This is a genomic window from Polyangiaceae bacterium, assembly GCA_020633235.1.
Lineage (GTDB): Bacteria > Myxococcota_A > Polyangia > Polyangiales > Polyangiaceae > JACKEA01.
Window position 1 is genome coordinate 501,955 of sequence record JACKEA010000006.1, and the last position, 22,491, is coordinate 524,445.

Consider the following 22,491-nt stretch of genomic DNA (forward strand, 5'->3'; position numbering starts at 1 on the left):
CCTCCTCCGGTGGCGGCCCAGAGTAGCGGCAGTGTCCGCACGTGATGGCGTCCGGCAACGCCAACGACACCGAGCATGGAGCACCGCAGCGCGGACAGGAAGCGCCGATCATCCCGCGGCATCAAAGCCCGGGACGGGTGGGAGCGTCAATGCAAGTGATGCTACGATCCGACGTGATGCCGAGTGATCTGGTCCCGCTTTCCAAGAAGCCGACGGCGGGGCTCTTGCCCGTGCGCTTTCGCAGGCTGGGGGACGCCGTGCTGCTCACCACGCCCTTCGGAGATTGGGCGTTCGTTTCGCCGGAAGAGCTCACGGAGCTTCGTGCGGGCAAGCTCGAGCAGGGCTCGGAGCTCGAGACACGTTTGGCCCAGGCCGGTCTGCTCGCGAACCAGGTGGACCCTGCGCGCCTGGCGGCGAAGCTCCGCGCCAAGAAGCGATTCTTGCAGAACGGACCGCACCTGCACGTGCTGGTGGTCACGCTGCGCTGCAACGAGACCTGCGTCTACTGCCATGCCAGCCGGGCCAGCATGGATCGCGTGGACACGGACATGTCGAAGGAGATGGCCGAGCAGGTCGTCGACATGGCGCTGTCCACCACGTCGCCCCACGTGACCCTCGAGTTCCAGGGTGGGGAGCCGCTGGTGAACTTTCCGGTCGTGCAGCACGTCATCGAGGTTGCGCGCCGTAAAAACCAAAAGATCGGCAAGAGTCTGGAGTTTTCGTTGGTCAGCAATCTCTCGCTGATGAACGACGAACGGCTCGACTACCTGGTGGAGAACCGGGTGCAGATTTGCACCAGCATCGACGGGCCGGAAGCGCTGCACGACAAGCAGCGCAAGCTCCCGAGCGCCAGCGCGCACCAGGCCGCGAGCCATTGGATCCGTCGCATCAACGAGCGCTACGCGGAGCTCGGGCTGGATCCGTCGCTCTATCACGTGGAGGCGCTGCTCACGACCACGCGGGCAGCGTTGGACCGACCGCGGGAGATCGTCGATGCGTATCTGGAGCTCGGTTGCCGCGCTATTTTCCTGCGGCCGGTGGATCCTTTCGGATTTGCCAGCGCTACGCGCGACAAGATCGAGTACCCCCGCGAGGAGTATCTGGAGTTCTACCGCAAGGCGGTGGACTACATCATCGAGCTGAACAAGCAGGGCACCCAGGTGCTGGAGCGCTTTGCGGCGATCTTTCTCACCAAGATCCTCACGGCCGAGGATCCGAACTACCTCGACATTCGCTCCCCGTGTGGCGCGGCCATCGGACAGCTGGCGTACAACTACGACGGTCGCATCTTCACCTGCGACGAAGGGCGCATGCTGCACGAGATGGGGGACGACACCTTCGCCATTGGCCAGGTCGGCGAGTCTCGCTATCGCGACCTGATGCGCCACGACGTGGTGGCCGCGCTGGCCACCGCCTCGAACCTGGACGCCCAGCCCGATTGCGTGAACTGCACCTACAACCCGTACTGCGGCGTGTGTCCGGTGCACAGCTACCGCACGCAGGGCTCCATCCACGGTCGCATGCGGGAAAGCACGCTGTGCGCCGTGCACAAGGGCATTCAGGACTATCTGTTCGACAAGCTCCGCACCGGGGACGAAGAGACGCGCACGATCCTGCGCCGCTTCACGACCGTGCGCGAGCGCGCTCACTTCATCCAGAGCTGCGCCGCTCCCTGAGTCTTCTTTTGTTGGTCCGGCGCGAGCCCCGGCGCGTGTGCCACGCAGCCCCCGGCGCGCGGCAACGATTGGCACAGCCTGGCGCAAGCCTGCCGCAAAAGGACGGCGTTTCTTGCTTGGAACGTTCCTTGTCTTCTAGCGCGGCGTGAACGTCCTTTCGGAGCAGTGGCTGGCTCGGGTGTCGGCCCTCATCGCGGGGGGCGGCTGCGTGCTCTTGTACCTCGAGAGCCGTCGCCGGCAGCTCGGGGCGCGGCGTTTTGCGGTGGTGGGCGGGCTCTTCGCGGTGCTCGCGGTCGCGGCCTACTTCCACTTCTTCATGCGGCCGAGCTCGATCAGCTACCACCGCTGGGAGATGTTCCACTACTACGTGGGCGCGCGCTACCAGCCCGAGCTCGGCTACGGTCGGCTGTATCGCTGCGCGGCCGTCGCGGACGCGGAGACCGGCGGGCGCGACGCCGTGCTGCATCGGCGAATGCGCGACCTGAAGGACGACACGCTGGTCGAGGCGTCCACCGCGCTTGAGGATCCGAGCGCGTGCAAGCGCGCGTTTTCCCCCGAGCGCTGGCAGGCGTTCAAGAAAGACATCGCGTTCTTCCGGAAACGCTCCGGGCAGCACTGGTGGGACGCGATGCAGACGGATCACGGCTACAACCCCTCGCCGGTGTGGACTCTCGGCGGTAGGGCGCTCGCGTCCCTGGCGCCCGCCAGTGATCGTTGGCTCGGCCTGCTGGCCCTCGTGGATCCCGTGCTGATGGGCGCGGCGATCGCGGCGCTGTGGTGGGCTTTTGGGGGCCGCGTGGCTGCGCTCGCGGTCGTGTTCTGGGGCACGCAAGCGGCGTCGCCCTTTGGCTGGACCGGTGGCGGCTTCTTGCGGCAAGACTGGCTGTTCCTGGCCGTCGCGTCCGCGGCGCTGATGCGCAAGCGGCACTTCTTCTGGGCGGGGTTCACCCTGGCGTGGGCGGGCCTGCTGCGTGTGTTCCCGGTGCTCTTGTGGGGCGGGCCGTTGGTGGTCATGGCTGCCTACGCCGTCCGCAAGCGGACGCTGGCCAAGGAGCACCGGCGCCTGCTTTGGGGTGGCGTCTGTGCGGCGGCGCTCTTGGTGCCGCTGGCCGGCGCGGTGGTGGGCCCGCACTCCTACGCGGAGTTCGGAGAGCACATCGCGATGCACGCGAGCCGGCCATCGTCCAATCGCATGGGGCTTCGCACGCTGTTCTCCGTGGTGCCGGAAGCGCGGCTGGCGGTAACGCTGGACCCGACCGCGGTGGATCCCGTGGAGCAGTGGACCAACGCGCGGAAGGCGCGCTGGGCCGAGCTCCGACCGCTGTTCGCGCTGTGCGCGCTGGTGCTGGTGGGCTTCTTCGTGCGGGCGACGGCTCGGGTGCGAACGACGTGGGTCGCGCTCGGCATGTCACTGAGCCTCGTCGTCATCCTCACGGAGCCCGCTTGCTACTACTACTCCATCTGGCTCCTTGCAGCGCCGTTGGCGCGCGCTCGCCGCTCCCTGGAGATGGCGCTGCTCGCCTTGGCGGCGACGGGTCAGTTCCTGATCCTGCGGGAACGCTGGATGGACGACCGCTTCGTGGCGCTGGCGGCGCTGTACGTGCTGTTCGGCGTGCTTCTGATCGCGCTCTTCAGTCGGCGGCCGCGCAGGCCCCCGCGGCGGGTGCTGGTTTCGGAATGAGGAACGAACGAGGATGAAATGGCCAATCGATTCGAGCAGTGGGTGAGAGTGGGCGCGCTGGTGGGAATGGCGGCGGTGGGCCTCCCGCTCGCTTGCGGCGGCAAGAGCGAGCGCGCGGCCACGGGGAGCGGGGGCACGCAGGGCGCCGACGGGCTCTATGGCGACGCCGTGCAGGACGGCTTCCATTCGGACGGTGCGGCTCCGGACGGCTTCTACGGCGATGCCTATCCGGACGGCTTCCACTCCGACGGAGCGGACGGCTCCTACGGCGACGCGTATCAGGACGGCTTCTACGGAGATGGCGCATCGCCCACCGACGCAGCCGCGGACGCGCCGTCGGACGCGCCTGACGACGCGGCGGCGGACGCCGACGACTCCGGTGAGGACGCCGCCTCCTGGGACGCCAGCTCCGACTGATCACTTCTTCTCGGGCCGCACCCCAAGGCCGAGGTCGATGGTCGCGGGTTCCTTGCCCCGCAGGCGGAAGCCGAAGCGAAAGTAGTTCTTCGGCCGCTCCTCGAACTCGACGCCGTCGGCGCTGAGCAGCGGCGGTCCATCGGAGCGAAACAGCACGTAGAAGTCCCGCTTGGCGATCACGACGAAGTCTTCGTCCTGTGCCTTCATCAGCTTGGAGTCCAGGGTGAAATCGACGGGGATCACCTGGCCGGCCCTGAACTTCACGATGTACGGTGGCTTCTGGAGCTGCGAGAGGAGCGCTGAAGAGCGGTCGCTGTCGAAGCGATCGAAGGGAACGGTGGGCGCATTGCGGGCGACTTGATTGGCACCGCCGCACCCCACGGCGAACAACAGCGCCGCCGGGATCATAAAACTACGATTGTAGTAATTGTGAGCGAGACGAAACATGGGTCGAGCTCCTTTCCAGTAGTTCAGTCGTAGCCGCAGAACTGACTGAGCATCAGCCCGACGGCGATGTAGGTGGCGGCGAGCATCTGCAGCGAGAGGCGCATTTTGGATGTGTTGTGGGGAGCCGTGAGGCGCTTCACGCGGGTCGCCGCGGTGCTACCACCGAGCGCAACGGCGGAAGCGCGTCCTTCGCCTTCGCACACGATGGCCTCGGCGAGCGCCAGCGCGCTGCTACCACGCCGCACGGCGCCTGCATCCGCCGAGAGCTCCGCCGCCGCGTGGATGCGCCGCTCGAGCCAGCGCGCGCCGGGCACGAACCAGAACAGGTCTCGTAGCACGCTCACGATTCCGAACACGAGCACGTCTGCGTGGCGCACGTGGCTGAGCTCGTGCTGAACGGCCGCTTCGCGCACGTCGTCCGGGGCGGACGCGATCGATTTCGAGAGCCAGACGCTCGGGCGGAAGATCCCAGTGACGGCGGTGGGTCGATCGTCGCTTCGCGCGAGCAAGGGAACCCGGCGACCAAACACTCGGCGCTCACCGAGCAGCTGCGCGCCAGCGCGCCCTCTGCGCTCGACGACCCAATACCCCGTCCAAGCGACCAGCCGCCGACCCACCCGGGCGAGCGCTACCAACAGCACGACGCTGAACAGCACGACCACCAGCCCACCGTAGCCGCGAGTGACGAAGAAATGCGTCACGCCGTCGCCCACGCTGAGGGAAAACCACTCCTCCGCCTTGAGCGCAGCGAGCCGCCCGATGAAGCGCGGCATGAAGCGGCTGACGCCGACCCCGAGCTGAAAGCTGCCGAGGTCCCAGCGCTGACCGGCGAAGGGACTGGTCACGTAGGCACTTGCGGGCACGCTCGCGACCAGGATGGCCACGGCCTTGGCGAAGGGCACGCACAAGCACCACTTCTTCAGGCCGTCCGTTGGTGCGATGCGGGCACAGAGCAGCGCGCCGGCCAGCACCAACACGAACGCGAGGGTGACGTTCACCAACTGCGCGCTGCCGATGTAGACGAAGCTCGGCATGCTCACTTGCCCTTGCCCTTCAAGCGCGCGTCGATGTGACGCCGGAGCTCGAGGAGCTCCGCCTGGCTCAGATCTTCGTCCAGGAGCGCGGCGATGGGCGCCAGCCGATCGGAAAAGAGCGCCCGCTGCACCCGCTTCAAGAGGCCGCGCTTGAGAGCGCTGTCCCGTGCCGTGGCGCGGTAGTGGTAGCGATTCTTGCGCTTCTCCCGCCGCACCATGCCCTTGTCGTGCAAGCGCGACAGCACCGTCATCACCGTAGTGTAGGCGTACTCCGCGCCGGCCTTGCTCAGACGCGCCTGGATTTCCGCCACGGTGCTGGCTTCCGTTCGGTCCAGAAGGCCCAGCACCTGCATCTCCAGCGGCCCCAGCGTTTCCGCCATGGGCCAGTACTACTACCGCCGTAGTACGAGTCAAGCCGGTTTTTCCAGCAGCATGTTGGTACGGCGCGAACCCCGTCGCGCAATGGCTTGCGCGATCGCGCACGGTTCGGCCCGCTCGGCGTCGCTTTGTCCGCGGTTTCGTCCTGGTCCGGCGGTTGCACCGCCCCTCGGCGTCCCACTCAGCCGGAGCTCTTCATGTCCATTCATCGTCTCGTCGCCAGTGTCGTCCCCGCGCTCGTGGTCCTCGTCGGTCTCGCCGGAAAAGCCCAAGCCTCGCCCTTCAGCTGCGACAGCGACATCAGCAAGAAGTCCGTCATCAACCTGCTCGCCAAGCACTACGGCAAGGCGCAGGTGTACAGCTTCAATCCTTATGAGCGCCAGTGGGCGCCCTACCTGCTGGAGACGGTGAAGAAGGGGGGCTCCGTGAAGAGCTCGATTCGCTACTATTACAACGCTCACTTGGTGCTGGCGCAGGACCGTGTGACGGCGACGCTCGCCATCACCGGCGGGCAAGCGCAGGGGGTCGAGGTGTACGTGTGCCCCTACAAGGTGACTGGCAGCTTGTCGTCGGCGCGCCTCGCCAACATCCAGGACACTTCACGCAGTACCTCCGATGGCAGTGAGAGTCGGAAAGCCACCGGCAGTGCTCGCGGCGCGAACGTGTTCATGATCTTCCTGCGACCGAAGACCCGAACCGCGAAGAGCTGGTACACGCTATCGGCGGATTGACGCTACAGCATCTTTCATTGATTTGTGACACGTTGCCGCCTGGCGACTCAAGTGAACGGTAGCCAGCCGGCGCCGGCCTCGCCGGTATTCTCGGTGGGGCTACGCCCCACACCCCGCGCGGGGAACCGAGAACCCCGCGCCGCCACTGTTCCATGCTTCTGAAAGACGCTGTAGCCGATCAACGAAGCTACGCGGGAGCATCACGTCCGCTGCTCTTCACCCCCGTAGCCCTCTTCTTGCTGCCCTTGGCGGCCTGCATGATGCCTCGCGGCGGCGGTTGGGGTCAGGGAAGCAACGGACAGGCGGCTTCGGTCTCTCCGCCGTGCGAGCGCGCCTGCGCCCACTACCTGCAGTGCAAGAGCGTGGAGGACGCTCAGGCCCAGAGCGGCTGCGTCAGCGAATGTACGGCGAAGGCGACGGACCCGGCGGCGGTGGACCGCCTGGCCGTCTCGGAGTGCTCGGAGATCGTCGCCGTCTTCGACGCCGCGGCCGGAGGCGGGCAAGGCTTTGAAGGCAGCGTCACCGGCGGCGGCACGGCGCCCGCGAGCTGTCCGGCGACGGGCAGCGGTGAGCTGGCGTCACTGTTGACGCGCTCACCGTGGTGCCACTTCTCCTACAGCGGAACCTCGGGCGGCGGCACCAGCGCGCAGGAGCGCGTCGTGTTCGACGGCAGTGGTCACTTCAGCCTGACCGGCGGAAGCGAGTCCTCCTACAGCGGCCAGACGCAAAACCAGTACGGTGAAAGCACGGGCGCTTGGGGTACGAACGGAAGCTCCTCCGCAGGACAAAGAGGCTGCTGGAAAGCCGAGGCCGGCGTGTTGTTCCTGTCGAAGGACGGGCAATCCTGGAATCAGACGCCGGTCAACGTGTCGCAGAACTCCAACGGCTACCCGATCATCACGGCGAACGGGAAGGAGTACTACACCTGCAACTAACCCCAGTGCTCACCTGAGTCGGACCTCTCTCACAAGCGGCGGCCCAGCGACGATTCTTCCCACCGGGCAGCTTGTCGGTCCGGCGCGGAATCAGCCCGCGCGCGCATCCCGCCTATCGCGGAACGAGCAGCGCCAGGGCACGCCGAAGCAGCTCTTCTCGCGAGAGAGTGCGGGCTTCTCGGGCGAGCTTTTCCGTTGCCTTCTTGGCTTCGCCCTTCTTGAAGCCTTGAGTCGTCAACGCCAAGAGGACCTTGTCTTGCTTCTCCCGCGCCTCGGTGTCTGAACGCCTTCGCTGACGAAGGCGAATCTTCTCTTCAACGTACTCGCGGCCGAAGGTCTTCTTGGCCGCATTCAAATTGTGGCTCCTGCAGTACACCCGACCATTGGAGGCGCCATCGCTACCACCGATGCCGGTGGCTTCGATGTGGTCGTACTGCAGAAACGCCCTTGCCGTGCAGCGCACGCCGGACTCCGACACGAAGCAGCACTGGGCACCGTCGCGCTCGTACGCCTCGCGCCGGGCTGCACGGCCGGGCGACAGTGGGTCTAACCCCGCCCAGCGAGCTGATCGTCCTGAAGAAGGCACGCTTCCCTCCGCGTGGTTCCTTGCGGTAGGGCCGGATACCTCGGAGAGGTCCAGCGTGTCCGGACTCGAGTCCGGCCAACGGAGCCGGGGGCCTTGTCCGCCGAGCTGATGGCGGTACTGATGGCGCATGTTGAAAGCACCTTTCCCGTCCCGTCCGCAGCGCCTGGTCGGTCGTGCGAGCGAGCTGTCGGCTCTGCGCCGGCTGCTCGCGCTCCATCCGACGCGCGTGGCTTTGGTGGGTGGTGGCGGGTCGGGCAAGACTACCCTGGCCCGCGAGCTGGCGCACCGCACTCACCGCAAGTTCAAGGGCGGCGTGCACTGGTTTCGCGTGGGGGACTGGGACGAGCGAGTGCTGGCGGAGATGATCGCGTTGCGACTCGGATCGAAAGAGCGGCGGCTCGCGGACGTGGCTCGCCTGCTTCGCCAGGGTGAAAGTCGCCTGTTGGTGCTGGACAATCACGAGAACGACGAAGCCTCGGCAGCGCTTCTGGACGCCGTCGGTGGGGACGCGCCGGTCAGCTTCGTGGTCACTGCGCGTCGTTGCCTGGTCGCAGGAGTGCATATCTTGCCGGTGGTCCCGCCGCTGGTGCTGGCCGAGCGGCCGCCGTTCCCTCGTGTCGCTCGGCTCACCCGGCCCTTGCGCTCGAATCCAGTGGCCTTGCAGCTCGCCGACGCTCTGGTGGCCGAGCGGGTGGTCACGGCATCCGCACTCTCGCGCTGGCTATCGCAACACGGGATAGGTCGCGTGCGGGCCCTCGCCCACGAAGACGACGTGCCAGAAGTCGCGCTCCTGGTGCGCTTTGCTTGGTCCACTTTGAATTCGCCGGCTCGGCGCGCGCTCGCAGTGCTGACCCACATGGGGGGCGACCACATGGATCGCGCAAGCTTGATGAAGCTCGCGCCGACCCGAGGCAGCTCGCTCGAGCGCTTGAGAGCACTTCGACTGGTCGAGGAGCCCGTTGCCGGACGCTTCACCCTTCATGCCACGGTTCGCCACGCACTTGGCGACCAGACGAGCTTCGACATGCGCGCGTTGTTCGAGCACTACCTCGCCTTGCTGGAGCGCGACCCGTCGCGCCGGATGTTGGAGGAGCAGCACTTGTTCGCGGCGATGGACTACGCCCACGATGCCGGACGACTGGACGACGTCCTGCGAGTGGAGCGGCTGCTCGCGAGCTTCGGAAGCTGACCGAGGCTCGGCCGCTCCGGAGTTCGCGGCGGACCAACAACAGGATTCAGAATTGGTCGTAGCGACCGGGGGCGATGATGCCGTGGGGGTCGAGCACTTGGCGGATGCGCCGGAGCACGGCCCCGAAGTCGTCGTTGGACGGCGGCAGCGCGCGCATGGATTGGATGCCGAGACGAAACGGCAAGTAGCCGAGGGCCGCGAGCTCCGCGAGGAGCGCGTCGTGGCAGGCGCGGGCGCGGGCGTCCTCGCCGGCGACGTCGCGGTCGTAGACGACGAGGGGGAACAGGTACACGGTGCGTTCGGTCTGGGCGACCATCGCGATCAGCGGCTCGAAGCCGTGCTCCGGCATCACGCGCTCGGCCACGGTCACGGCGCGAGTCACGTCCGTGCCACGGAAGGGCAGGGTAGGGCATAGCCACAGCACGCCACAGCGATCGCGATCCGGATCCGGGGACGCGGGCGGAGGCTCGCGCTTGCGCCAGTACACGCTCTGGATGCTGCCTTCGTGGGGGATGCCCTGCAGGAATTGGAACGCGGGCTCGGCTTCGGTGAAGAGCTCGGCGCCGCTGACGGGTGCGCCGCTCTTTTGCTCGATGACGAGCTCGTCGACGTGGGGCTCGAGGAGCTCGCGAACGCGCGCCACGTGGGCGCTGCACTGCGCCTCGGTGGCGGCGTATACCGCGCTCAGGCCGAACCAAGTGGCGCCGCCCCAGGCTTCGCCGATGCGTTCGAGCACACTGCGGTCGAGGGGCGTGCGCTCGCCCGCGGCGTGCCACGGGTACTGCCCTTCCACGCTGAGCACGCGGTAGTCGTTCCAGATCCCGGCGACGGAACGCAGCGTGCCTTCGAGGCGCAACCTGCGGAGCGCGTCCATCGTCGGGGCCAGACGCGTGGGATCCCTGAACCAGAAGCGAATGGCGGCCAGCGCCCCCGGCAGCGGGGTGAGCCACAGGCTCATGCGCGTGACGATGCCGAGGTTCGACTGGCTGAAGATGCCGTCGAGGGCCGGCCCCACGCCCCAGCGGTGGAGCGGTCCAAGGGGCGTGGCGTCGTAGCGGGAAAAGCCCGTGCGCAGGACCTCGCCACTGCCCAGCACCACCTCGAGCCCCGCGACGTGATTGAAGCGATCTCCATTGGGGCCGGTGCCGTCGCCTCGCTCGATGGCGTTGCCGAGCACGCTGGCTTCGGGGCTGGCGCCGGTGGTGTTGGCGAACAGACGGGATTTCCGTTCGGAGAGGAAGCGATACAGCTGGGCGAAGCTGACGCCGGGCTCCACCGTGACGGTCGCGAGCTCTTCGTCGAAGGCCACGATGCGATCCATGCGCGCGAGCTCGAGCAAGACGGCGCCGTCGGCGGTGGGCACGCGGGAGCCGAGGCCCCAGTTCTTGCCGCGGCTCACGGGATACAGCGGCACACCGTGGCGGGCTGCGGCACGCACCAAGTCCTGAACCTGCGACAGGTTTTCCGGACGCACGATGGCCGAAGGCCGCGCGCGGGTGGCGAAGGTGGCGGTGGCGGCGCGGTCGAGATCCGCCGCGTCCGTCAGCACGTGCGAAGCCCCCACGATGGCGCGGAAGTCGAGGAGCGCCTGCATCTTCGAAGACGGTAGCACGGCGCCTCCGGGGTGAACTACGCTCCGCCCGTCATGATGCGCTTCCACGTGAACGTCGACCACGTTGCCACCGTCCGCAACGCCCGCGGTAGCTCCTATCCCGATCCCGTGCTCGCCGCCGGCATGGCGGAGCAGTTCGGCGCGGATGGCATCACGGCGCATTTGAGGGAAGACCGGCGTCACATCAAGGACGCGGACCTCACGCGCTTGCGCGAGAGCGTGACCACGCTGTTGAACCTTGAAATGGCGGCCACCGACGAGATGCGCGGCATCGCGGAGCGGGTGCACCCGGACGTGATCACCCTGGTGCCGGAGCGCCGAGAGGAACGCACCACGGAGGGCGGTCTGGACGTGATCAAGAACCGGCAGGCGATCGAGCGGGTGGCCGAGATGTGCAAGCGCACCGGCATCAAGCTCTCCCTGTTCATCGCCCCGGACGAGAAGCAGATCGCCGCCAGCCGTGCGGTGGGGGCGACCCAGGTGGAGCTGCACACCGGGGAATACTGCAACGCGCGCGGCAAGGAGCAGGCTGAGGAGCTCGAGAAGCTGCGCCTCGGGGCACGCCGGGCCAAGGAGCTGGGGCTGGAGGTCGCGGCGGGGCACGGGCTCACGCGTCACAACGTCGGTGCCGTCGCCGCCATCGCCGAAGTCGTCGAGCTGAACATCGGCCACGCGTTGATTTCCGACGCGCTGTTCGTGGGCTTGGATCGCGCAATCCGGGACTTTCGCGAGGCCATCGGCCGATGATCCTGGGGCTCGGCATCGACGTCGCGTCCATCGAGCGCATGGAGCGTGCCCTGGCTCGCCACGGTGAGCGCATGTGGGAGCGCATCTTGACGACGGAGGAGCGGCGCGAGCTCGAGGGACGGAGCGCGGATCGCGCGGCCGCCTTGGCGGGGCGCTTCGCCGCGAAGGAAGCGCTGAGCAAAGCCTTGGGGGCGCCGCGGGACGTCTGGTTCCATGACGTGGAAGTGCGCCGCGGCGCGCTGGGGGCGCCGGAGATCCGCCTGCTGGGGCCCGCGGTGAAGCGCGCCCAAGAACGCGGTGTGGCCCGCTGTTTCGTGTCCATCACCCATGACGCGGGGGTTGCGGCGGCGGTGGTGGTGCTCGAAGGAGATGCAGGATGATCGCCGTCCTTTCGCGAGAGCAGATGCGCGCCTTCGACCAGCACGCCATCACCAAGTGCAAGGTGCCGAGCGTGGTGTTGATGGAGAACGCCGGACGCAACGCGGCGGAGGTCGTGGAAGGCGTGCTCGCGCTGGGCTCCCGTGTCGCGGTGGTGTGCGGCCCGGGCAACAATGGCGGGGATGGCTTCGTCGTCGCGCGCCACCTGGCGGCCAGTGGCAACGACGTGACGGTGTATCTGCTGGCGGAAGCGCGCAAGCTCTCCGGAGATGCGCTCTTGAACCACGACGCCTGGCTGGGGCTCGGTGGCGCGGTCACGTATCTGCCCACTGAAGATCTCTCCGCCCTGGAGCTCGGAGACGTGGACGTGATCGTGGACGGCATCTTCGGCACCGGGCTGGATCGCGACGTGGGCGGGCGCCAACGCATCGCCATCGAACGGATCAACGCCGCGGGGGTGCCCGTCGTCGCGTTGGACATCCCGTCCGGTCTGCACGCGAACACGGGCGCGGTGTTGGGCGTGGCGGTGGACGCGGACGTGACCGTCACCTTCGCTCATCCCAAGCTCGGCTTGCTCACCTCCGCCGGCGCGGCCCACGCGGGAGAGGTGCACGTGGTGGACATCGGCGTGCCAGCGGAGCTCTTGCACGACCATGGCGCGGAGATCGTGGAAGCTTCGGACGTTGCGGCGCTACTCGAGCCGCGTCCCATCGACGCCCACAAGGTGAGCGTGGGGCACGTGTTCGCGGTGGCCGGATCCGCAGGAAAGACCGGCGCGGCGCTGTTGGTGGCGCGCGGCGCGCTGCGCGCGGGCGCGGGGCTTGCCACGGTGTGCACCTTCCCGGACGCTGCGGACTCCATCGACCTGCGCGCGCTGGAAGAAATGACGGCGCGCATCGACCCGAACGCGCTGGAGTCGTCGCTCGACGAGATCCTGTCCCGGGCCGGCGCCATCGCCATCGGTCCCGGCCTGGGTCTGGACGAGCGCGCTCGCCGAGTGGTGGACCACGTGGTGCTCGGCTGGGACGGTCCCAAGGTCGTGGACGCTGACGCCATCAGTCATTTCGCCGGGCGCGCCGCGGAGCTCGCCCGAGCCAAGGGCAGCTTGGTGCTCACGCCGCACCCCGGAGAGCTCGGTCGCCTGCTCGGCATCGAATCGAAGGACGTGGAGGCGGATCGCTTCGCCGCGGTGGCGCGCGCCGTGGAGCTCACCGGTGCCGTGGTGTTGCTGAAAGGTCCCCGCACGCTGATCGCCGCACCGGGAGAGCTTCCGGTGGTGAACGTCAGCGGCGCTCCCGCGCTGGCGACGGGCGGAGCGGGGGACGTGCTGACCGGAATCATTGCCGCGCTGTGCTCCACGCTGGCTCCGCGTTGGGCCGCCATCGCCGGGGCGTACGTTCATGGCGCGTCCGCCGAGGAATGGTGCGAGCGCGTGGGGGCGGATCGTGGGCTGGTCGCGCACGAGATTGCGGATGGCGTCCCCGCAGTGCTGGCGAAGCTGCGTTCGGAGTGACGTGCTAAAATCCCCGACCATGCGTGCGGCTCTCGCGCTCTCGATGCTGCTGAGCGCTTGCGCTCTGGACGGCCAGGGCACCCTGAATCCGGGAGCCGGAGCGGAGGGTGCAACGACGGGAGGAAGCGGTGGCAACGCGGGGACCACCACTGGCGGAACGGGCGGCACCGTGCCGCAGGACGACGCGGGTGTCGATGCCGCGCCCCCGAAGGACGCCGCGCCGGACGTGCCCACGGGTCCCTGCCTCACACCTCCGGGGACGTGCGTGCAGAGCGTGCCTGGCGGTTGGGAGGTCGTCGGCTTCGCGGTGGATCCCGGTAGCGCTTGCCCGGCGGGCTTCGATCAGACGAACTTGAAGGCGAACCCCACGGCGCCCGGCGCGTGTGATTGCTCCTGCACCATCACGAGCCCACCCTGCGTCACGGGAAGCTCCCAGACCTACGACAGCAACTCGAGCTCCTGCGGCAACACTGGAGCAAAGCTCGACATCAACGGGACCGGCTGCAACTCCTTGGGCTTCAGCGGCAACCTGTCCAACTATCACAAGGCCATGCCGCTGCCCGTGGGAGGCGCCTGCGCCGGAGCTGCCGTTACGGACTCCAGCAAGCTGCTGGTCCACGCCGCCACGCTGTGCGCGCCGTCGAACGCCTGTTTGGAGGAAGTGTGCACCGGAACGTTCCCCGGACCGTTCGGTTCCTGTATCCGTGCGCCGGGAGACGTCGCCTGTCCGGCCGGTCCCTTCGTGAACAAGACGCTGGTGATGGCCGACGTGACCCTCACCTGCAGCGCCTGTGATTCGTGCACCGTCAGCGCGACCTGCGCCGATCCGAAGCTAGCGTTTTTCGGTGATGCCAACTGCACCTCGCCGGTGGCGACCCTCGCGGCCAATGGAACCTGCGTTCCGGTCACGGGCAACGGCAGCGTGAGCGCCTTCAAGTACTTGGTCGACGTCCAGAATGCAGGCTGCGCTGCGAGCGGAGCCAAGCAAGCCAACTTGGCTCCCGTCGGCCCCGTCACGGTGTGCTGCCGCTGAGTGTCCGACTGGCAGTGGACTCGCCGGCGCTGCCAGTTTGACACGCGGGGTGCGTCTCTCGGGACGCGCGGGATTCCCGAAAAATAGGCGAATTTTGCGCTACGCCGCTTGGCACGTGGCTTGCGAAGGCGTCTGCCCGGAGGTTTTCTTCGATGACAGCGACCCGCCCCTTCCGCGACGAGCTCACCTTGCACCTGCCGTCGCTCCATGCCCGTGCCCTCAAGCTCTGCCTCAACGCGACGGAAGCTCAGGACCTGGTGCAAGACACCGTCGAGCGCGCGCTGCGCTTCGAGTCGAGCTACCAGCCGGGTACCAACTTGCGCGCCTGGGCTCAGCAAGTGTTGTTCAGTGTGTTCGTGACGCGCTGCCGGAAGAACCGCCGCGAGCGCCGCGCGCTGGAAGTGCTCACCACGGACCCCTGCGCTTGGACGCGCCCGGACGCCTCGCCGGCGATGGTGGCCCTGTCGCCTCGGGTGGAGCGGGCCATCAGCGAGCTGCCGGAAGCGTTCGAGTCCGTCGTGCGCCTCGTGGATCTCGCCGAGCTCTCCTACAAGGACGCCGCCGAACGTCTCGGCATTCCCGTGGGCACGGTGATGAGCCGTCTGTTCCGAGGCCGCCGCCTGTTGGCCGCCGTGCTCGACAACGAGCCCGCCGCTCCCGCCATCGCCTGCGCCGCCTGACCAACCGCCGCCGGCGAAGCTGGCGATCGCCACCCCAAGCAGCGCCATTCTTCGGGATTTTTTGTTGGTCCGGCGCGTGCAAGGTGGCTGGGCGGAAGGTTCCCAGCATGAGCGTTACACTAACGGCGATGCACGACCCGGAGAGCATCGAGGTCAAATACCGGATCGTTCCGGCGCTCGACGCATGGGAGCTGCCGGAGGAGCCGGTGCCCGAATCGCGTGCTCACGATCTGTTGACGGCCTGCGTGGTCGCGTTGCTGGCCGCCTGGGTCGCCCGCACCAAGCGCGACGCGATTGTTGCTCGAAACTTTGCGATTCGTTGGGTTCGTGAGCGACCGAAGGTGGGAGTGGACCCCGACGTTTGCTTGGTCGAACCGGCGCCGCCCAACGCAGACCAACTGAATAGCCTGTGTTTGTGGCAGCCGGGTCACGTCGCCCCGCGACTCGCCGTCGAAGTCGTGAGCCCCAGCCATCCCTACAAGGACTACGCAGAGATCCAACACAAGTACGCGGCTTGCGGAGTGGCCGAGTTGTGGGTGCTCGATCCGTTGTTACTCGGACCTCGTCGTCTAGGAGGGCCAGTCCCGCTTCAGATCTGGATGGCTGGGGATGCCGGTGGTTTCGAGCGCGTGTACTCCGGGAGCGGGCCGTATCATTCCGATGCCGTGGACGCTTGGCTCTCGTTCGAGACACCTCGAGATTTGTGCATCAGTGACGACGCTCTCGGTCAGCAGCGGTGGATGACGGGCGAAGCGCAGGAGCGGGCGCTTCGTGAGCAGGAGCAGGCGCTTCGTGAGCAGGAGCGGGCAGCGCTCGAGCAGCGAGTGAGAGAGCTCGAAGGCGAGCTTTCTCGGCGCGGGTGAGTCAGCGGTACTCCACCGTGCCGGCGATCACGCGGTGCGTGTGGCCATGGGCGTCTTCCAGGAGCAGCGCGCCGTCCTCTGCGATTCCGCGCCCGACCCCTTCGAGACCATCGACGCGCAGGTCGGCGCCGAACAGGGCGTCGTGGCGTTCGAGCTCCGCGTGCACGCCCGCCAGGCCGGCGTGCCGATAGCTTCCGAGCCGGACCAACATTGTCTCCAGTAAATCGGCCAACAAGGCTTCGCGCTCGACGTCTTTTGCGCCCAAGAGAGCGAGGGACGTGGCGATGCCGGCGAGCTCCGGCGGCAGCTCCCGGGACAGCACGTTGAGGCCGATGCCGGCGACCACGGCGACCACTCGACCCGCCTCGATCTGACTCTCGAGCAAGAGGCCCGCGAGCTTCTTCCTGTCCACCACGACGTCGTTCGGCCACTTCACGGCCACTCGTGCATCGACCTTGGCGGCCACCACGTCGCGCACGGCGAGGCCCAGGGCCAGCGTCAGGGCGCCCAGAGCGGCGGGCTCGAGCTCGGGCCGAAGCATGACGGAGAAGGTCAGGTTCTCGCCGGCGGCCGAGTGCCAACGGTGGCCGCGACGTCCGCGCCCGGCGGTCTGCTCTTCCGCGAGCACCACGGCGCCGTGCGGTGCTCCGCTCTTGGCGGCGCGCATGGCGTCGTCGTTGGTCGAGGTCGTGGACGTCTTCACCGTGAGCGGTCGTCCTAGCGGCAAGGATCGCGCTTGCCGCAGCGCCTCGAAGCGGTCGGCATCGAACGGCGTCATAGCCGCTCGATGTCCAACGCGATGTCCGCCGAAGGCGCGGAGTGGGTGAGGGCGCCAACGCTGATGACGTCCACACCGGCCTCCGCGAGGCTCTTCACGCGCTCCAGGGTGATGCCGCCGGACACCTCTACCAGGGCTTTGCCTCGCGCCTTCGCCACGGCCGTGGCGACCTCCGCAGGCGCAAAGTTGTCGAGCATCACGATGTCCGCCCCGGCAACCAAGGCTTCTTCGAGGGCGTCGAGAGATTCCACCTCGATTTCGATGCGGGAAGTGTGCGGCGCCCGCGCCCGGGCACGCTCCACGGCCAAGCCGATGCCACCGGCGGCCTCGATGTGGTTGTCCTTGATCAGCACCGCGGAGCCCAGGGTGTCGCGGTGGTTGTGCCCGCCGCCGACGCGTACGGCGTAGCGCTCCAACGCGCGGAGTCCGGGGGTGGTCTTCCGCGTGTCGGTCACGCGAGCATGCTTGCCCTCCGGGAGCGCGTCCACGAAGCGCCGAGTGATGGTGGCGACGCCGCTCATGCGCTGCGCGAAGTTCAACGCGGTGCGCTCGGCCATCAGTATGGAGCGAGCGGAGCCTTCCACGACCCACAGCACGTCGTCGCGCTTTGCGCGCGTGCCTTCGTCCAAGAGCAGCTCGACCCGCAGGCCGGGATCGACGCGATAGAAGACTCGGGCGAACACGTCACCGCCCGCCACAACGAGATCCGCCCGCGCGATGGCGCGCCCGACGGCCCGTGCGTTCGCCTCCACAGTGGCTTCCGTGGTGAGGTCCCCACCTTCCAAGTCCTCGGCCAGGGCTCGATCGACGGCGGCATCCAAAATGACGTTTGAAATCACGACCGTGGAAGTTAGAGCGTCTTCGCTTCGGATGGAACGGCGGCGGCGCCGGCTCGGGTGCTATGTTCCTCTGCTTGGAGGATTCCCTCAAACCGACGGTGCTCCTGGTCCTCGACGACGAGACCGAGCGGACGCTGATGGTTCCGGCGCTGGCGTCCGAGGGCTGGGACGTGGCCGAAGGCCTGACGCTGGATTCGGCGCTGCAGGTGCTCTCGGAAGGGGCACAGGTCGTGGTGCTGTACGAGCGAGTGGCAGGCGGACGAGGCACCGAGCTCTTGGCGGAGCTCCATCGGCGGCCGCTGCGCGCGCCGGTCCTGTTCGTGACCCGGGAGCCGATGGATGCGGACGCGGAGAGCGAGATGCGCCGTGCCCACGGCTTGCACGAGCTGTTGCACGAGCCCCTCTCTCCGGCGGTGTTGGTTCAGCACGTTCGTCACGCGTTGAGCAGTCGCCCCGTGCCGCTGGACACCCTAGCCGAGCAGATGCACCGCCTGCGGGCGTCCTACCCACGCAAGCTCAGCCGCCCGGCGATCCCGATCCCGACGCTGCCGGGCAGGCCCACCATCTTGGTGGTGGACGACGAGCTCACGTTCTTGAACGAGGTCCGTAAGTACGGGCGCGGCTTGGCGCTCAACGTGACCACGGCCACCACCAGCGACGCTGCGCTGGAGCGCGTGCAGAGCCAGGCCATCGACGCGGTCATCGTGGATGCCCATTTGGAGCACGGTGAGAGCGGCTTCGCTCTGGCGGCCACGTTGCGGACGCTGCCGGGTTACTCGGAGCTACCCATCGGCGCGGTGTCCAGCGACGGCACCATGAAGAGCCGCATCTCCGCCGCCCACGCGGGCGCCACCGTATTCTTGGAGAAGCCCCTCGACGAGCCGACCTTCGGCGAGGCCGTGCGGCGCTTGCTCGAGAGCGACAAGGGCGGTGAGGCCACCGTGCTAGTGGTGGACGACGACCCCTCCTTCGCTGACGCCGTACGCTCCATCTTGGAGAACCACGGCAGCAACGTGGTGTACGAGAGGAATCCGCTTCGGCTTCTGGAAGTGCTCAGCGAGGTGCGCCCGGACGTGCTCTTGCTGGACGACGAGATGCCGGAAATGAGTGGCACGGAAGCGTGTCGCGTGTTGCGGGCGGCGGACAAGTGGCGAGACCTCGCCGTAGTGTTCGCCAGCTCGTCTACCAGCGTGGAAGATCACCTGGCGTGCTTTCGCGCCGGCGGGGACGACTGCATCTCCAAGCCTCTACTGCCGGAGGAGCTGGTGGCGCGGGTGGGCGTTCGCATCGAGCGGGCGCGCTGGTTTCGCGAGCGGACGCAGCGCGATCCGCTGACGGGGCTCTTGTCCCGCAAGGCTCTTTCCGACGCCGTGGAGGCGCGCATCTCCGACGCCGCCCGGCGGCAGCGTCATTTGGCGATCTGCATGTTGGACGTGGACGGTTTCAAGAGCGTGAACGACGAGCACGGCCATTTGGTGGGGGATCGCGTGCTGGCCAGCTTGGGACGTCTGCTCCGGGCCCGCTTCCGCAACGTGGACCTCCGTGGCCGTTGGGGCGGGGAGGAGTTCGTCGTCGCCCTCAACGAGGAAACGGGGGATTCCGCTGCGGCGGTGGTGGCGCGCGTGCTGCGAGAGTTCGGAGAAGAGACCTTCACGGACGATGCTGGCGAGCCCTTCCGCGTGAGCTTCAGCGCGGGCGTTTCCACGTTCCCGGACGACGGTCGCGCTCTCAAACAACTCCTGCGAGTCGCCGATCAACGCATGTACGAAGCCAAGCGCTCCGGCGGTGCCCGCGCCATGGGTCCGAACGGCATCGCCGAGTAGCTCTGGAGCGGACCCACCTTGGGGTTGGACGAATGAGTCCCACGCCCGGCTGGAAATGGGCCGACGTTCGTTCCGGCCGCCGAGAAATCCCAGCGGATGGATCGGGGCACGCATTTTGAAAGGCGGCGTCCCTCGATGCTCCCGAACTTCGTCCGTCACGTCGTGGCCGGCGCGGCCACCTGCTGCGCGCTCCTCTCTTGGTCCTGTAGTAGCGACCCCGAAGCCCCCGAGGCCACCAGCGCGCCGCCACCGCTTTCGGTCGAAGTGGTGCGTCCAATCGAGCTGACGGACGACGCTCGCCTTCCCGAGCAGGACCCGAACTTCGCGAGCGCGGAGGTCCATGCCGATCATTTGCTGTTTCAGTACAAGGCAGCGCCAACCCCGAACTTCGAAGTGGGCAACGTCGTCGGTGGCGTGCAGGCCGGGGGCTACATCCGACGCGTGACGAGTATTGCCGTCGACGGAACGATGCTGACGGTGAGCACGGAGCCGGCCGAGCTCGTCGAGTTCATTCGCGACGGCGCCTTCCGCGTGAAGCAGCATCCGCCCGACGGTGCCTGGGCAACCGGCGACCCGATGATTGGCGGACACCAGGCTCCTCTCAGCGTCCGGGTACCGCTGCTCAAGCTGGGCAAGCCGGTGAGCTGCGCAGTTGGTTCCGATACGACCGTTGGCGGCGGCATCGCGCTGCTGGACGTGGTTCCGATCTTCGACCTGATCGATTCGGACCTCGATCTGGCTCTCGACATCAAACCGGACCCCGTAGCTGGGCTTGGTAAGCTGGAACAGGCTCGCTTCGTGTTCAGTGCCAGTGTGGAAGCGGGCATTCAGGGTTCGTACGTGGGCAGCGCCGTTGGCACCTGCACGCTGGACATCACCAAGCTCATCGAATCCCAAATCGGCATCTCGCCGAAGCTCCAACTTCCGCCAATCGCCTTCGCCGTCGGACCCGTACCGGTGGTGATCACGCACGCCATCAAACCGACGCTGAAGCTCGACGGCAAGGTGAGCGCGACCTCCGACGGTATCCACGTCAGCTACCTGAGCCGCCACGATTTACGTGTCGGAAGTGAGTACCAGAACGGGCAGTGGCAAGGGATCTGGGAGCCGAAGCGTACGGGAAAGGTGGACGTGTCCGTGCCCTCCGGCCTGGGCTATGCGAGCGCGCAAGCGAGCTTGTGGTCCGGCCTCGAGTATGGCGCCTATCTGTATGATCTGGCGGGCCCCAAGGTCGGGCTCGAGTCGGGCTTCACGGGGAAGGTGTCTACGAATCCCGAAACCTGCGTGTGGAACGCTACGCTACGCGGTGACATCCGAGCTTCGCTTTCGGGGTCGTTGAAGGTGCCGGTGATAGACCGAGAGATCTTCAAGGTCACCGGCTACTGGAGTCTTTTGACCGGCGAGCTCGGCGCGGCGTCCGGTGATCTGCCGAAAGCCATTTGTGAGAAGCCCGTCACGCCTCCGGACGTTCCACCGCCGCCGCCGACGGAGCCGCCGCCGCCCGGAGCACCGCCCGATGTCTTGGAGTGGTGGACGCAGAAGACGACGAAGAGCTCCAAGGGCAACGGCGGGACCAGCGACGAGAGCGCCACGACCGAGGTCTGGGTGGCGCCTTCCGGCTGGGAGCATGCCTCCGTGTCCAAGTACACCTCCGACAACGACTACGCATCCGTGTCCAAAGACTCGACGGTCGTCATCCGTTACCAGACCGGTACGGGCATGAAGACGACCACGACGACCTCGAGCTCGACCGCCACGATCCACGCCACCGGGGAGACCGTGACCAGCAACGACAGCCCGCCACCGACGACGGAACCCTGCGCAAATGGCTGTGCCTGGTCGGGGATCGAGAAGCCTGGCTACGACTACGACCTGAAGCTGCCGAAGCCACCGTACTGCAACGTCAGCGGTGATCTGATCGGCTACGACGGTCAGACGTACACATCCACCACGACGACGTCGGGCGGCGTGACCATCACGGATACCTTCACTTGCAAGAACTGCGGCGGGAAGTCATCTGAAGGTTGCAGCTGCAGTCCTTCGAGCTCGGTCGTTTGCGAGTGAGCTGCAGTGCTGGGCGCTCAACGCTGGGTCAACATTGCTGCGCCTTCGTCCACGGCCAGACCGATGGGCGACAGGCAACAGCCTTCCCGCGCGGCGCCGTCACTTGCGAGCTTGAAGCGACAGTCCATGCCGTCGAAGTAGCAGCCGCGTTCCGTAGCCGGTGTCGCCGCGGAAAGCCCGGTGTTGAGCACGTGGCGCGCCTGATCCCACTGCTCCATGCTGATGAACCGCGGCGAGCCGTTGGCCTGCTCCACGCGCACGCTCTTTTCCTCCACGCGCACGTTCAGCGTCCGCACGTTGGTCCCGTATCGGCTTCCGGTCACCACTTGGAGCTCCACGTGCTTGGCGCTCTCCGGGATCGGCTGATTGGGCGCGACCTGGACCGCACTCTGGGCGGGTTTGGCCGCGCCGCAGGCGGACAAAGCGATGGCCAGGAGACCCGTCCCCAAAAATCGGCTCGAAGGCATTTGTCCCCTCCGTTGCCCCCGAGGGGGGCGGCGTTCACGAGGCGTCGTCGGTGGGACGGGGTTTCTTGCGGCTGACGCCTGCCGTGAGGTCCACGGTGAAGGTGACGCGATCGGCGCTGACGGCGACGGTTCCGCCGGTGACTTCGACGGAAAAGCGGTCCAGCGGCTCCAGCCGCTCGGGAAGGATCGCGGACTTGGTCAGAGCCTGCCCGAAGCTCCACACCATCTTGGTGGCTCGCGGCGTGAGTGCCTCGTTCACCACGCCCACAAAGGCCTGATCCAGGAGTCCGGGCACGTGGGCCAGATCGCCGTCCTCGATGGTGAGCTCGAAAGCCAGCCGATGAGCGAACGAGTCGGCCTGTACCACTTTGGGCGTGAGGAGCAGCTGCAGCCGGTCAATGGTGGCCGGGATCTTCAAACCGCCGACGGCATATCGCAGCCGTCCTCGGGTCACGATGCGCACGCCCCGATCCGGCACCAACGCGATGCTCTCAGGGCGCTCCAGCTCCAACCAGCGCCGGTCCTCGTCCGTCGGGGTCATGTGGATTCGAATCGGAGTCAGCTCGTCGAAGAGCTTCTCAAGCTCGACGTGTCCAATACCCAGTGTGAGTTGCATGAGA

23 protein-coding genes are annotated in these 22,491 nt (G+C 67.3%); 14 read left to right on the forward strand and 9 right to left on the reverse strand.

Features of this window, described 5'->3' with window-relative positions:
- Nucleotides 1-176 precede the first annotated feature (176 nt).
- The 3 genes from hxsB to H6717_31995 all read left to right on the forward strand — a co-directional run bounded on the left by hxsB (nt 177) and on the right by H6717_31995 (nt 3,774).
- On the forward strand, nt 177-1,676 hold the full coding sequence (gene hxsB / locus H6717_31985) for a His-Xaa-Ser system radical SAM maturase HxsB (protein ID MCB9581695.1): 1,500 nt from the start codon (nt 177-179) through the stop codon (nt 1,674-1,676).
- A 145-nt stretch (nt 1,677-1,821) separates the two neighbouring features.
- Nucleotides 1,822-3,357, forward strand: coding sequence for a hypothetical protein (locus H6717_31990; protein MCB9581696.1), 1,536 nt, complete (start codon nt 1,822-1,824; stop codon nt 3,355-3,357).
- Between the two features lie 18 nt (nt 3,358-3,375).
- On the forward strand, nt 3,376-3,774 hold the full coding sequence (locus H6717_31995; GenBank protein ID MCB9581697.1) for a hypothetical protein: 399 nt from the start codon (nt 3,376-3,378) through the stop codon (nt 3,772-3,774).
- On the opposite strand, the gene H6717_32000 is transcribed toward H6717_31995, so the two are convergent.
- The 3 genes from H6717_32000 to H6717_32010 are packed head-to-tail and all read right to left on the reverse strand — an operon-like array spanning nt 3,775 to nt 5,635.
- Nucleotides 3,775-4,221, reverse strand: coding sequence for a hypothetical protein (locus H6717_32000; protein MCB9581698.1), 447 nt, complete (start codon nt 4,219-4,221; stop codon nt 3,775-3,777). It lies immediately after the preceding gene.
- A 23-nt stretch (nt 4,222-4,244) separates the two neighbouring features.
- The gene (locus H6717_32005; GenBank protein ID MCB9581699.1) at nt 4,245-5,255 is read right to left on the reverse strand and encodes a M56 family metallopeptidase; all 1,011 of its coding nucleotides are present in this window, start codon (nt 5,253-5,255) and stop codon (nt 4,245-4,247) included.
- Between the two features lie 2 nt (nt 5,256-5,257).
- The gene (locus tag H6717_32010) at nt 5,258-5,635 is read right to left on the reverse strand and encodes a BlaI/MecI/CopY family transcriptional regulator (GenBank protein ID MCB9581700.1); all 378 of its coding nucleotides are present in this window, start codon (nt 5,633-5,635) and stop codon (nt 5,258-5,260) included.
- A gap of 195 nt (nt 5,636-5,830) precedes the next feature.
- Here H6717_32010 and H6717_32015 point away from each other — a divergent pair, with 195 nt between their 5' ends.
- Together H6717_32015 and H6717_32020 are read left to right on the forward strand one after the other, a co-directional pair.
- Nucleotides 5,831-6,364 carry a hypothetical protein gene (locus tag H6717_32015; GenBank protein ID MCB9581701.1) on the forward strand — a complete coding sequence of 178 codons (534 nt, stop codon included), beginning with the start codon at nt 5,831-5,833 and terminating at the stop codon, nt 6,362-6,364.
- Between the two features lie 152 nt (nt 6,365-6,516).
- Nucleotides 6,517-7,299, forward strand: coding sequence for a hypothetical protein (locus H6717_32020; protein MCB9581702.1), 783 nt, complete (start codon nt 6,517-6,519; stop codon nt 7,297-7,299).
- A 112-nt stretch (nt 7,300-7,411) separates the two neighbouring features.
- Here H6717_32020 and H6717_32025 read toward each other — a convergent pair whose 3' ends face one another.
- A complete protein-coding gene (locus H6717_32025; GenBank protein MCB9581703.1) occupies nt 7,412-7,777 on the reverse strand; it encodes a hypothetical protein in 366 nt (121 codons plus the stop codon).
- Between the two features lie 235 nt (nt 7,778-8,012).
- On the opposite strand from H6717_32025, the gene H6717_32030 reads away from it, so the two are divergent.
- Nucleotides 8,013-9,074, forward strand: coding sequence for an ATP-binding protein (locus H6717_32030; protein MCB9581704.1), 1,062 nt, complete (start codon nt 8,013-8,015; stop codon nt 9,072-9,074).
- A gap of 46 nt (nt 9,075-9,120) precedes the next feature.
- Here H6717_32030 and H6717_32035 read toward each other — a convergent pair whose 3' ends face one another.
- Nucleotides 9,121-10,668, reverse strand: a complete 1,548-nt coding sequence (locus tag H6717_32035; protein MCB9581705.1) for an FAD-binding oxidoreductase — start codon at nt 10,666-10,668, stop codon at nt 9,121-9,123.
- Nucleotides 10,669-10,719: 51 nt separating this feature from the next.
- On the opposite strand from H6717_32035, the gene H6717_32040 reads away from it, so the two are divergent.
- The 6 genes from H6717_32040 (at nt 10,720) to H6717_32065 (ending at nt 15,900) form a co-directional block, all read left to right on the forward strand.
- Nucleotides 10,720-11,433, forward strand: coding sequence for a pyridoxine 5'-phosphate synthase (locus tag H6717_32040; protein MCB9581706.1), 714 nt, complete (start codon nt 10,720-10,722; stop codon nt 11,431-11,433).
- Nucleotides 11,430-11,813, forward strand: a complete 384-nt coding sequence (locus H6717_32045; GenBank protein ID MCB9581707.1) for a holo-ACP synthase — start codon at nt 11,430-11,432, stop codon at nt 11,811-11,813. The genes H6717_32040 and H6717_32045 overlap by 4 nt, the downstream gene beginning before the upstream one ends.
- The gene (locus H6717_32050) at nt 11,810-13,324 is read left to right on the forward strand and encodes an NAD(P)H-hydrate dehydratase (protein ID MCB9581708.1); all 1,515 of its coding nucleotides are present in this window, start codon (nt 11,810-11,812) and stop codon (nt 13,322-13,324) included. The genes H6717_32045 and H6717_32050 overlap by 4 nt, the downstream gene beginning before the upstream one ends.
- Before the next feature lie 19 nt (nt 13,325-13,343).
- Complete coding sequence (locus H6717_32055) at nt 13,344-14,357, forward strand: hypothetical protein (protein MCB9581709.1); 1,014 nt, start codon at nt 13,344-13,346, stop codon at nt 14,355-14,357.
- Nucleotides 14,358-14,509: 152 nt separating this feature from the next.
- Nucleotides 14,510-15,037: an RNA polymerase sigma factor gene (locus H6717_32060; protein MCB9581710.1), complete on the forward strand. Its 528-nt coding sequence runs from the start codon at nt 14,510-14,512 to the stop codon at nt 15,035-15,037.
- 107 nt (nt 15,038-15,144) lie between these two features.
- Entirely contained in the window at nt 15,145-15,900 is a 756-nt protein-coding gene (locus H6717_32065; GenBank protein ID MCB9581711.1) for a Uma2 family endonuclease, read from the forward strand.
- Between the two features lies 1 nt (nt 15,901).
- On the opposite strand, the gene H6717_32070 is transcribed toward H6717_32065, so the two are convergent.
- Nucleotides 15,902-16,678, reverse strand: coding sequence for a biotin--[acetyl-CoA-carboxylase] ligase (locus H6717_32070; GenBank protein ID MCB9581712.1), 777 nt, complete (start codon nt 16,676-16,678; stop codon nt 15,902-15,904).
- Nucleotides 16,675-17,517 carry a carboxylating nicotinate-nucleotide diphosphorylase gene (gene nadC, locus H6717_32075; GenBank protein ID MCB9581713.1) on the reverse strand — a complete coding sequence of 281 codons (843 nt, stop codon included), beginning with the start codon at nt 17,515-17,517 and terminating at the stop codon, nt 16,675-16,677. Before nadC ends, H6717_32070 begins: the two co-directional genes overlap by 4 nt.
- Before the next feature lie 74 nt (nt 17,518-17,591).
- On the opposite strand from nadC, the gene H6717_32080 reads away from it, so the two are divergent.
- Entirely contained in the window at nt 17,592-19,340 is a 1,749-nt protein-coding gene (locus H6717_32080; protein MCB9581714.1) for a response regulator, read from the forward strand.
- A 135-nt stretch (nt 19,341-19,475) separates the two neighbouring features.
- Complete coding sequence (locus tag H6717_32085; GenBank protein ID MCB9581715.1) at nt 19,476-21,404, forward strand: hypothetical protein; 1,929 nt, start codon at nt 19,476-19,478, stop codon at nt 21,402-21,404.
- Between the two features lie 17 nt (nt 21,405-21,421).
- Here H6717_32085 and H6717_32090 read toward each other — a convergent pair whose 3' ends face one another.
- On the reverse strand, nt 21,422-21,871 hold the full coding sequence (locus tag H6717_32090; GenBank protein ID MCB9581716.1) for a hypothetical protein: 450 nt from the start codon (nt 21,869-21,871) through the stop codon (nt 21,422-21,424).
- A gap of 34 nt (nt 21,872-21,905) precedes the next feature.
- On the reverse strand, nt 21,906-22,487 hold the full coding sequence (locus H6717_32095; GenBank protein ID MCB9581717.1) for a hypothetical protein: 582 nt from the start codon (nt 22,485-22,487) through the stop codon (nt 21,906-21,908).
- Between the last annotated feature and the right edge of the window lie 4 nt (nt 22,488-22,491).

Coding starts and splice junctions, on each gene's coding strand:
- hxsB (MCB9581695.1), top strand. CDS start 177: ATGCCGAGTGATCTGGTCCCGCTTTCCAAGAAGCCGACGGCGGGGCTC.
- H6717_31995 (MCB9581697.1), top strand. CDS start 3,376: ATGGCCAATCGATTCGAGCAGTGGGTGAGAGTGGGCGCGCTGGTGGGA.
- H6717_32000 (MCB9581698.1), bottom strand. CDS start 4,221: ATGTTTCGTCTCGCTCACAATTACTACAATCGTAGTTTTATGATCCCG.
- H6717_32005 (MCB9581699.1), bottom strand. CDS start 5,255: ATGCCGAGCTTCGTCTACATCGGCAGCGCGCAGTTGGTGAACGTCACC.
- H6717_32010 (MCB9581700.1), bottom strand. CDS start 5,635: ATGGCGGAAACGCTGGGGCCGCTGGAGATGCAGGTGCTGGGCCTTCTG.
- H6717_32015 (MCB9581701.1), top strand. CDS start 5,831: ATGTCCATTCATCGTCTCGTCGCCAGTGTCGTCCCCGCGCTCGTGGTC.
- H6717_32020 (MCB9581702.1), top strand. CDS start 6,517: ATGCTTCTGAAAGACGCTGTAGCCGATCAACGAAGCTACGCGGGAGCA.
- H6717_32030 (MCB9581704.1), top strand. CDS start 8,013: ATGTTGAAAGCACCTTTCCCGTCCCGTCCGCAGCGCCTGGTCGGTCGT.
- H6717_32035 (MCB9581705.1), bottom strand. CDS start 10,668: ATGCAGGCGCTCCTCGACTTCCGCGCCATCGTGGGGGCTTCGCACGTG.
- H6717_32040 (MCB9581706.1), top strand. CDS start 10,720: ATGATGCGCTTCCACGTGAACGTCGACCACGTTGCCACCGTCCGCAAC.
- H6717_32045 (MCB9581707.1), top strand. CDS start 11,430: ATGATCCTGGGGCTCGGCATCGACGTCGCGTCCATCGAGCGCATGGAG.
- H6717_32050 (MCB9581708.1), top strand. CDS start 11,810: ATGATCGCCGTCCTTTCGCGAGAGCAGATGCGCGCCTTCGACCAGCAC.
- H6717_32055 (MCB9581709.1), top strand. CDS start 13,344: ATGCGTGCGGCTCTCGCGCTCTCGATGCTGCTGAGCGCTTGCGCTCTG.
- H6717_32060 (MCB9581710.1), top strand. CDS start 14,510: ATGACAGCGACCCGCCCCTTCCGCGACGAGCTCACCTTGCACCTGCCG.
- H6717_32065 (MCB9581711.1), top strand. CDS start 15,145: ATGAGCGTTACACTAACGGCGATGCACGACCCGGAGAGCATCGAGGTC.
- H6717_32070 (MCB9581712.1), bottom strand. CDS start 16,678: ATGACGCCGTTCGATGCCGACCGCTTCGAGGCGCTGCGGCAAGCGCGA.
- H6717_32085 (MCB9581715.1), top strand. CDS start 19,476: ATGCTCCCGAACTTCGTCCGTCACGTCGTGGCCGGCGCGGCCACCTGC.
- H6717_32090 (MCB9581716.1), bottom strand. CDS start 21,871: ATGCCTTCGAGCCGATTTTTGGGGACGGGTCTCCTGGCCATCGCTTTG.
- H6717_32095 (MCB9581717.1), bottom strand. CDS start 22,487: ATGCAACTCACACTGGGTATTGGACACGTCGAGCTTGAGAAGCTCTTC.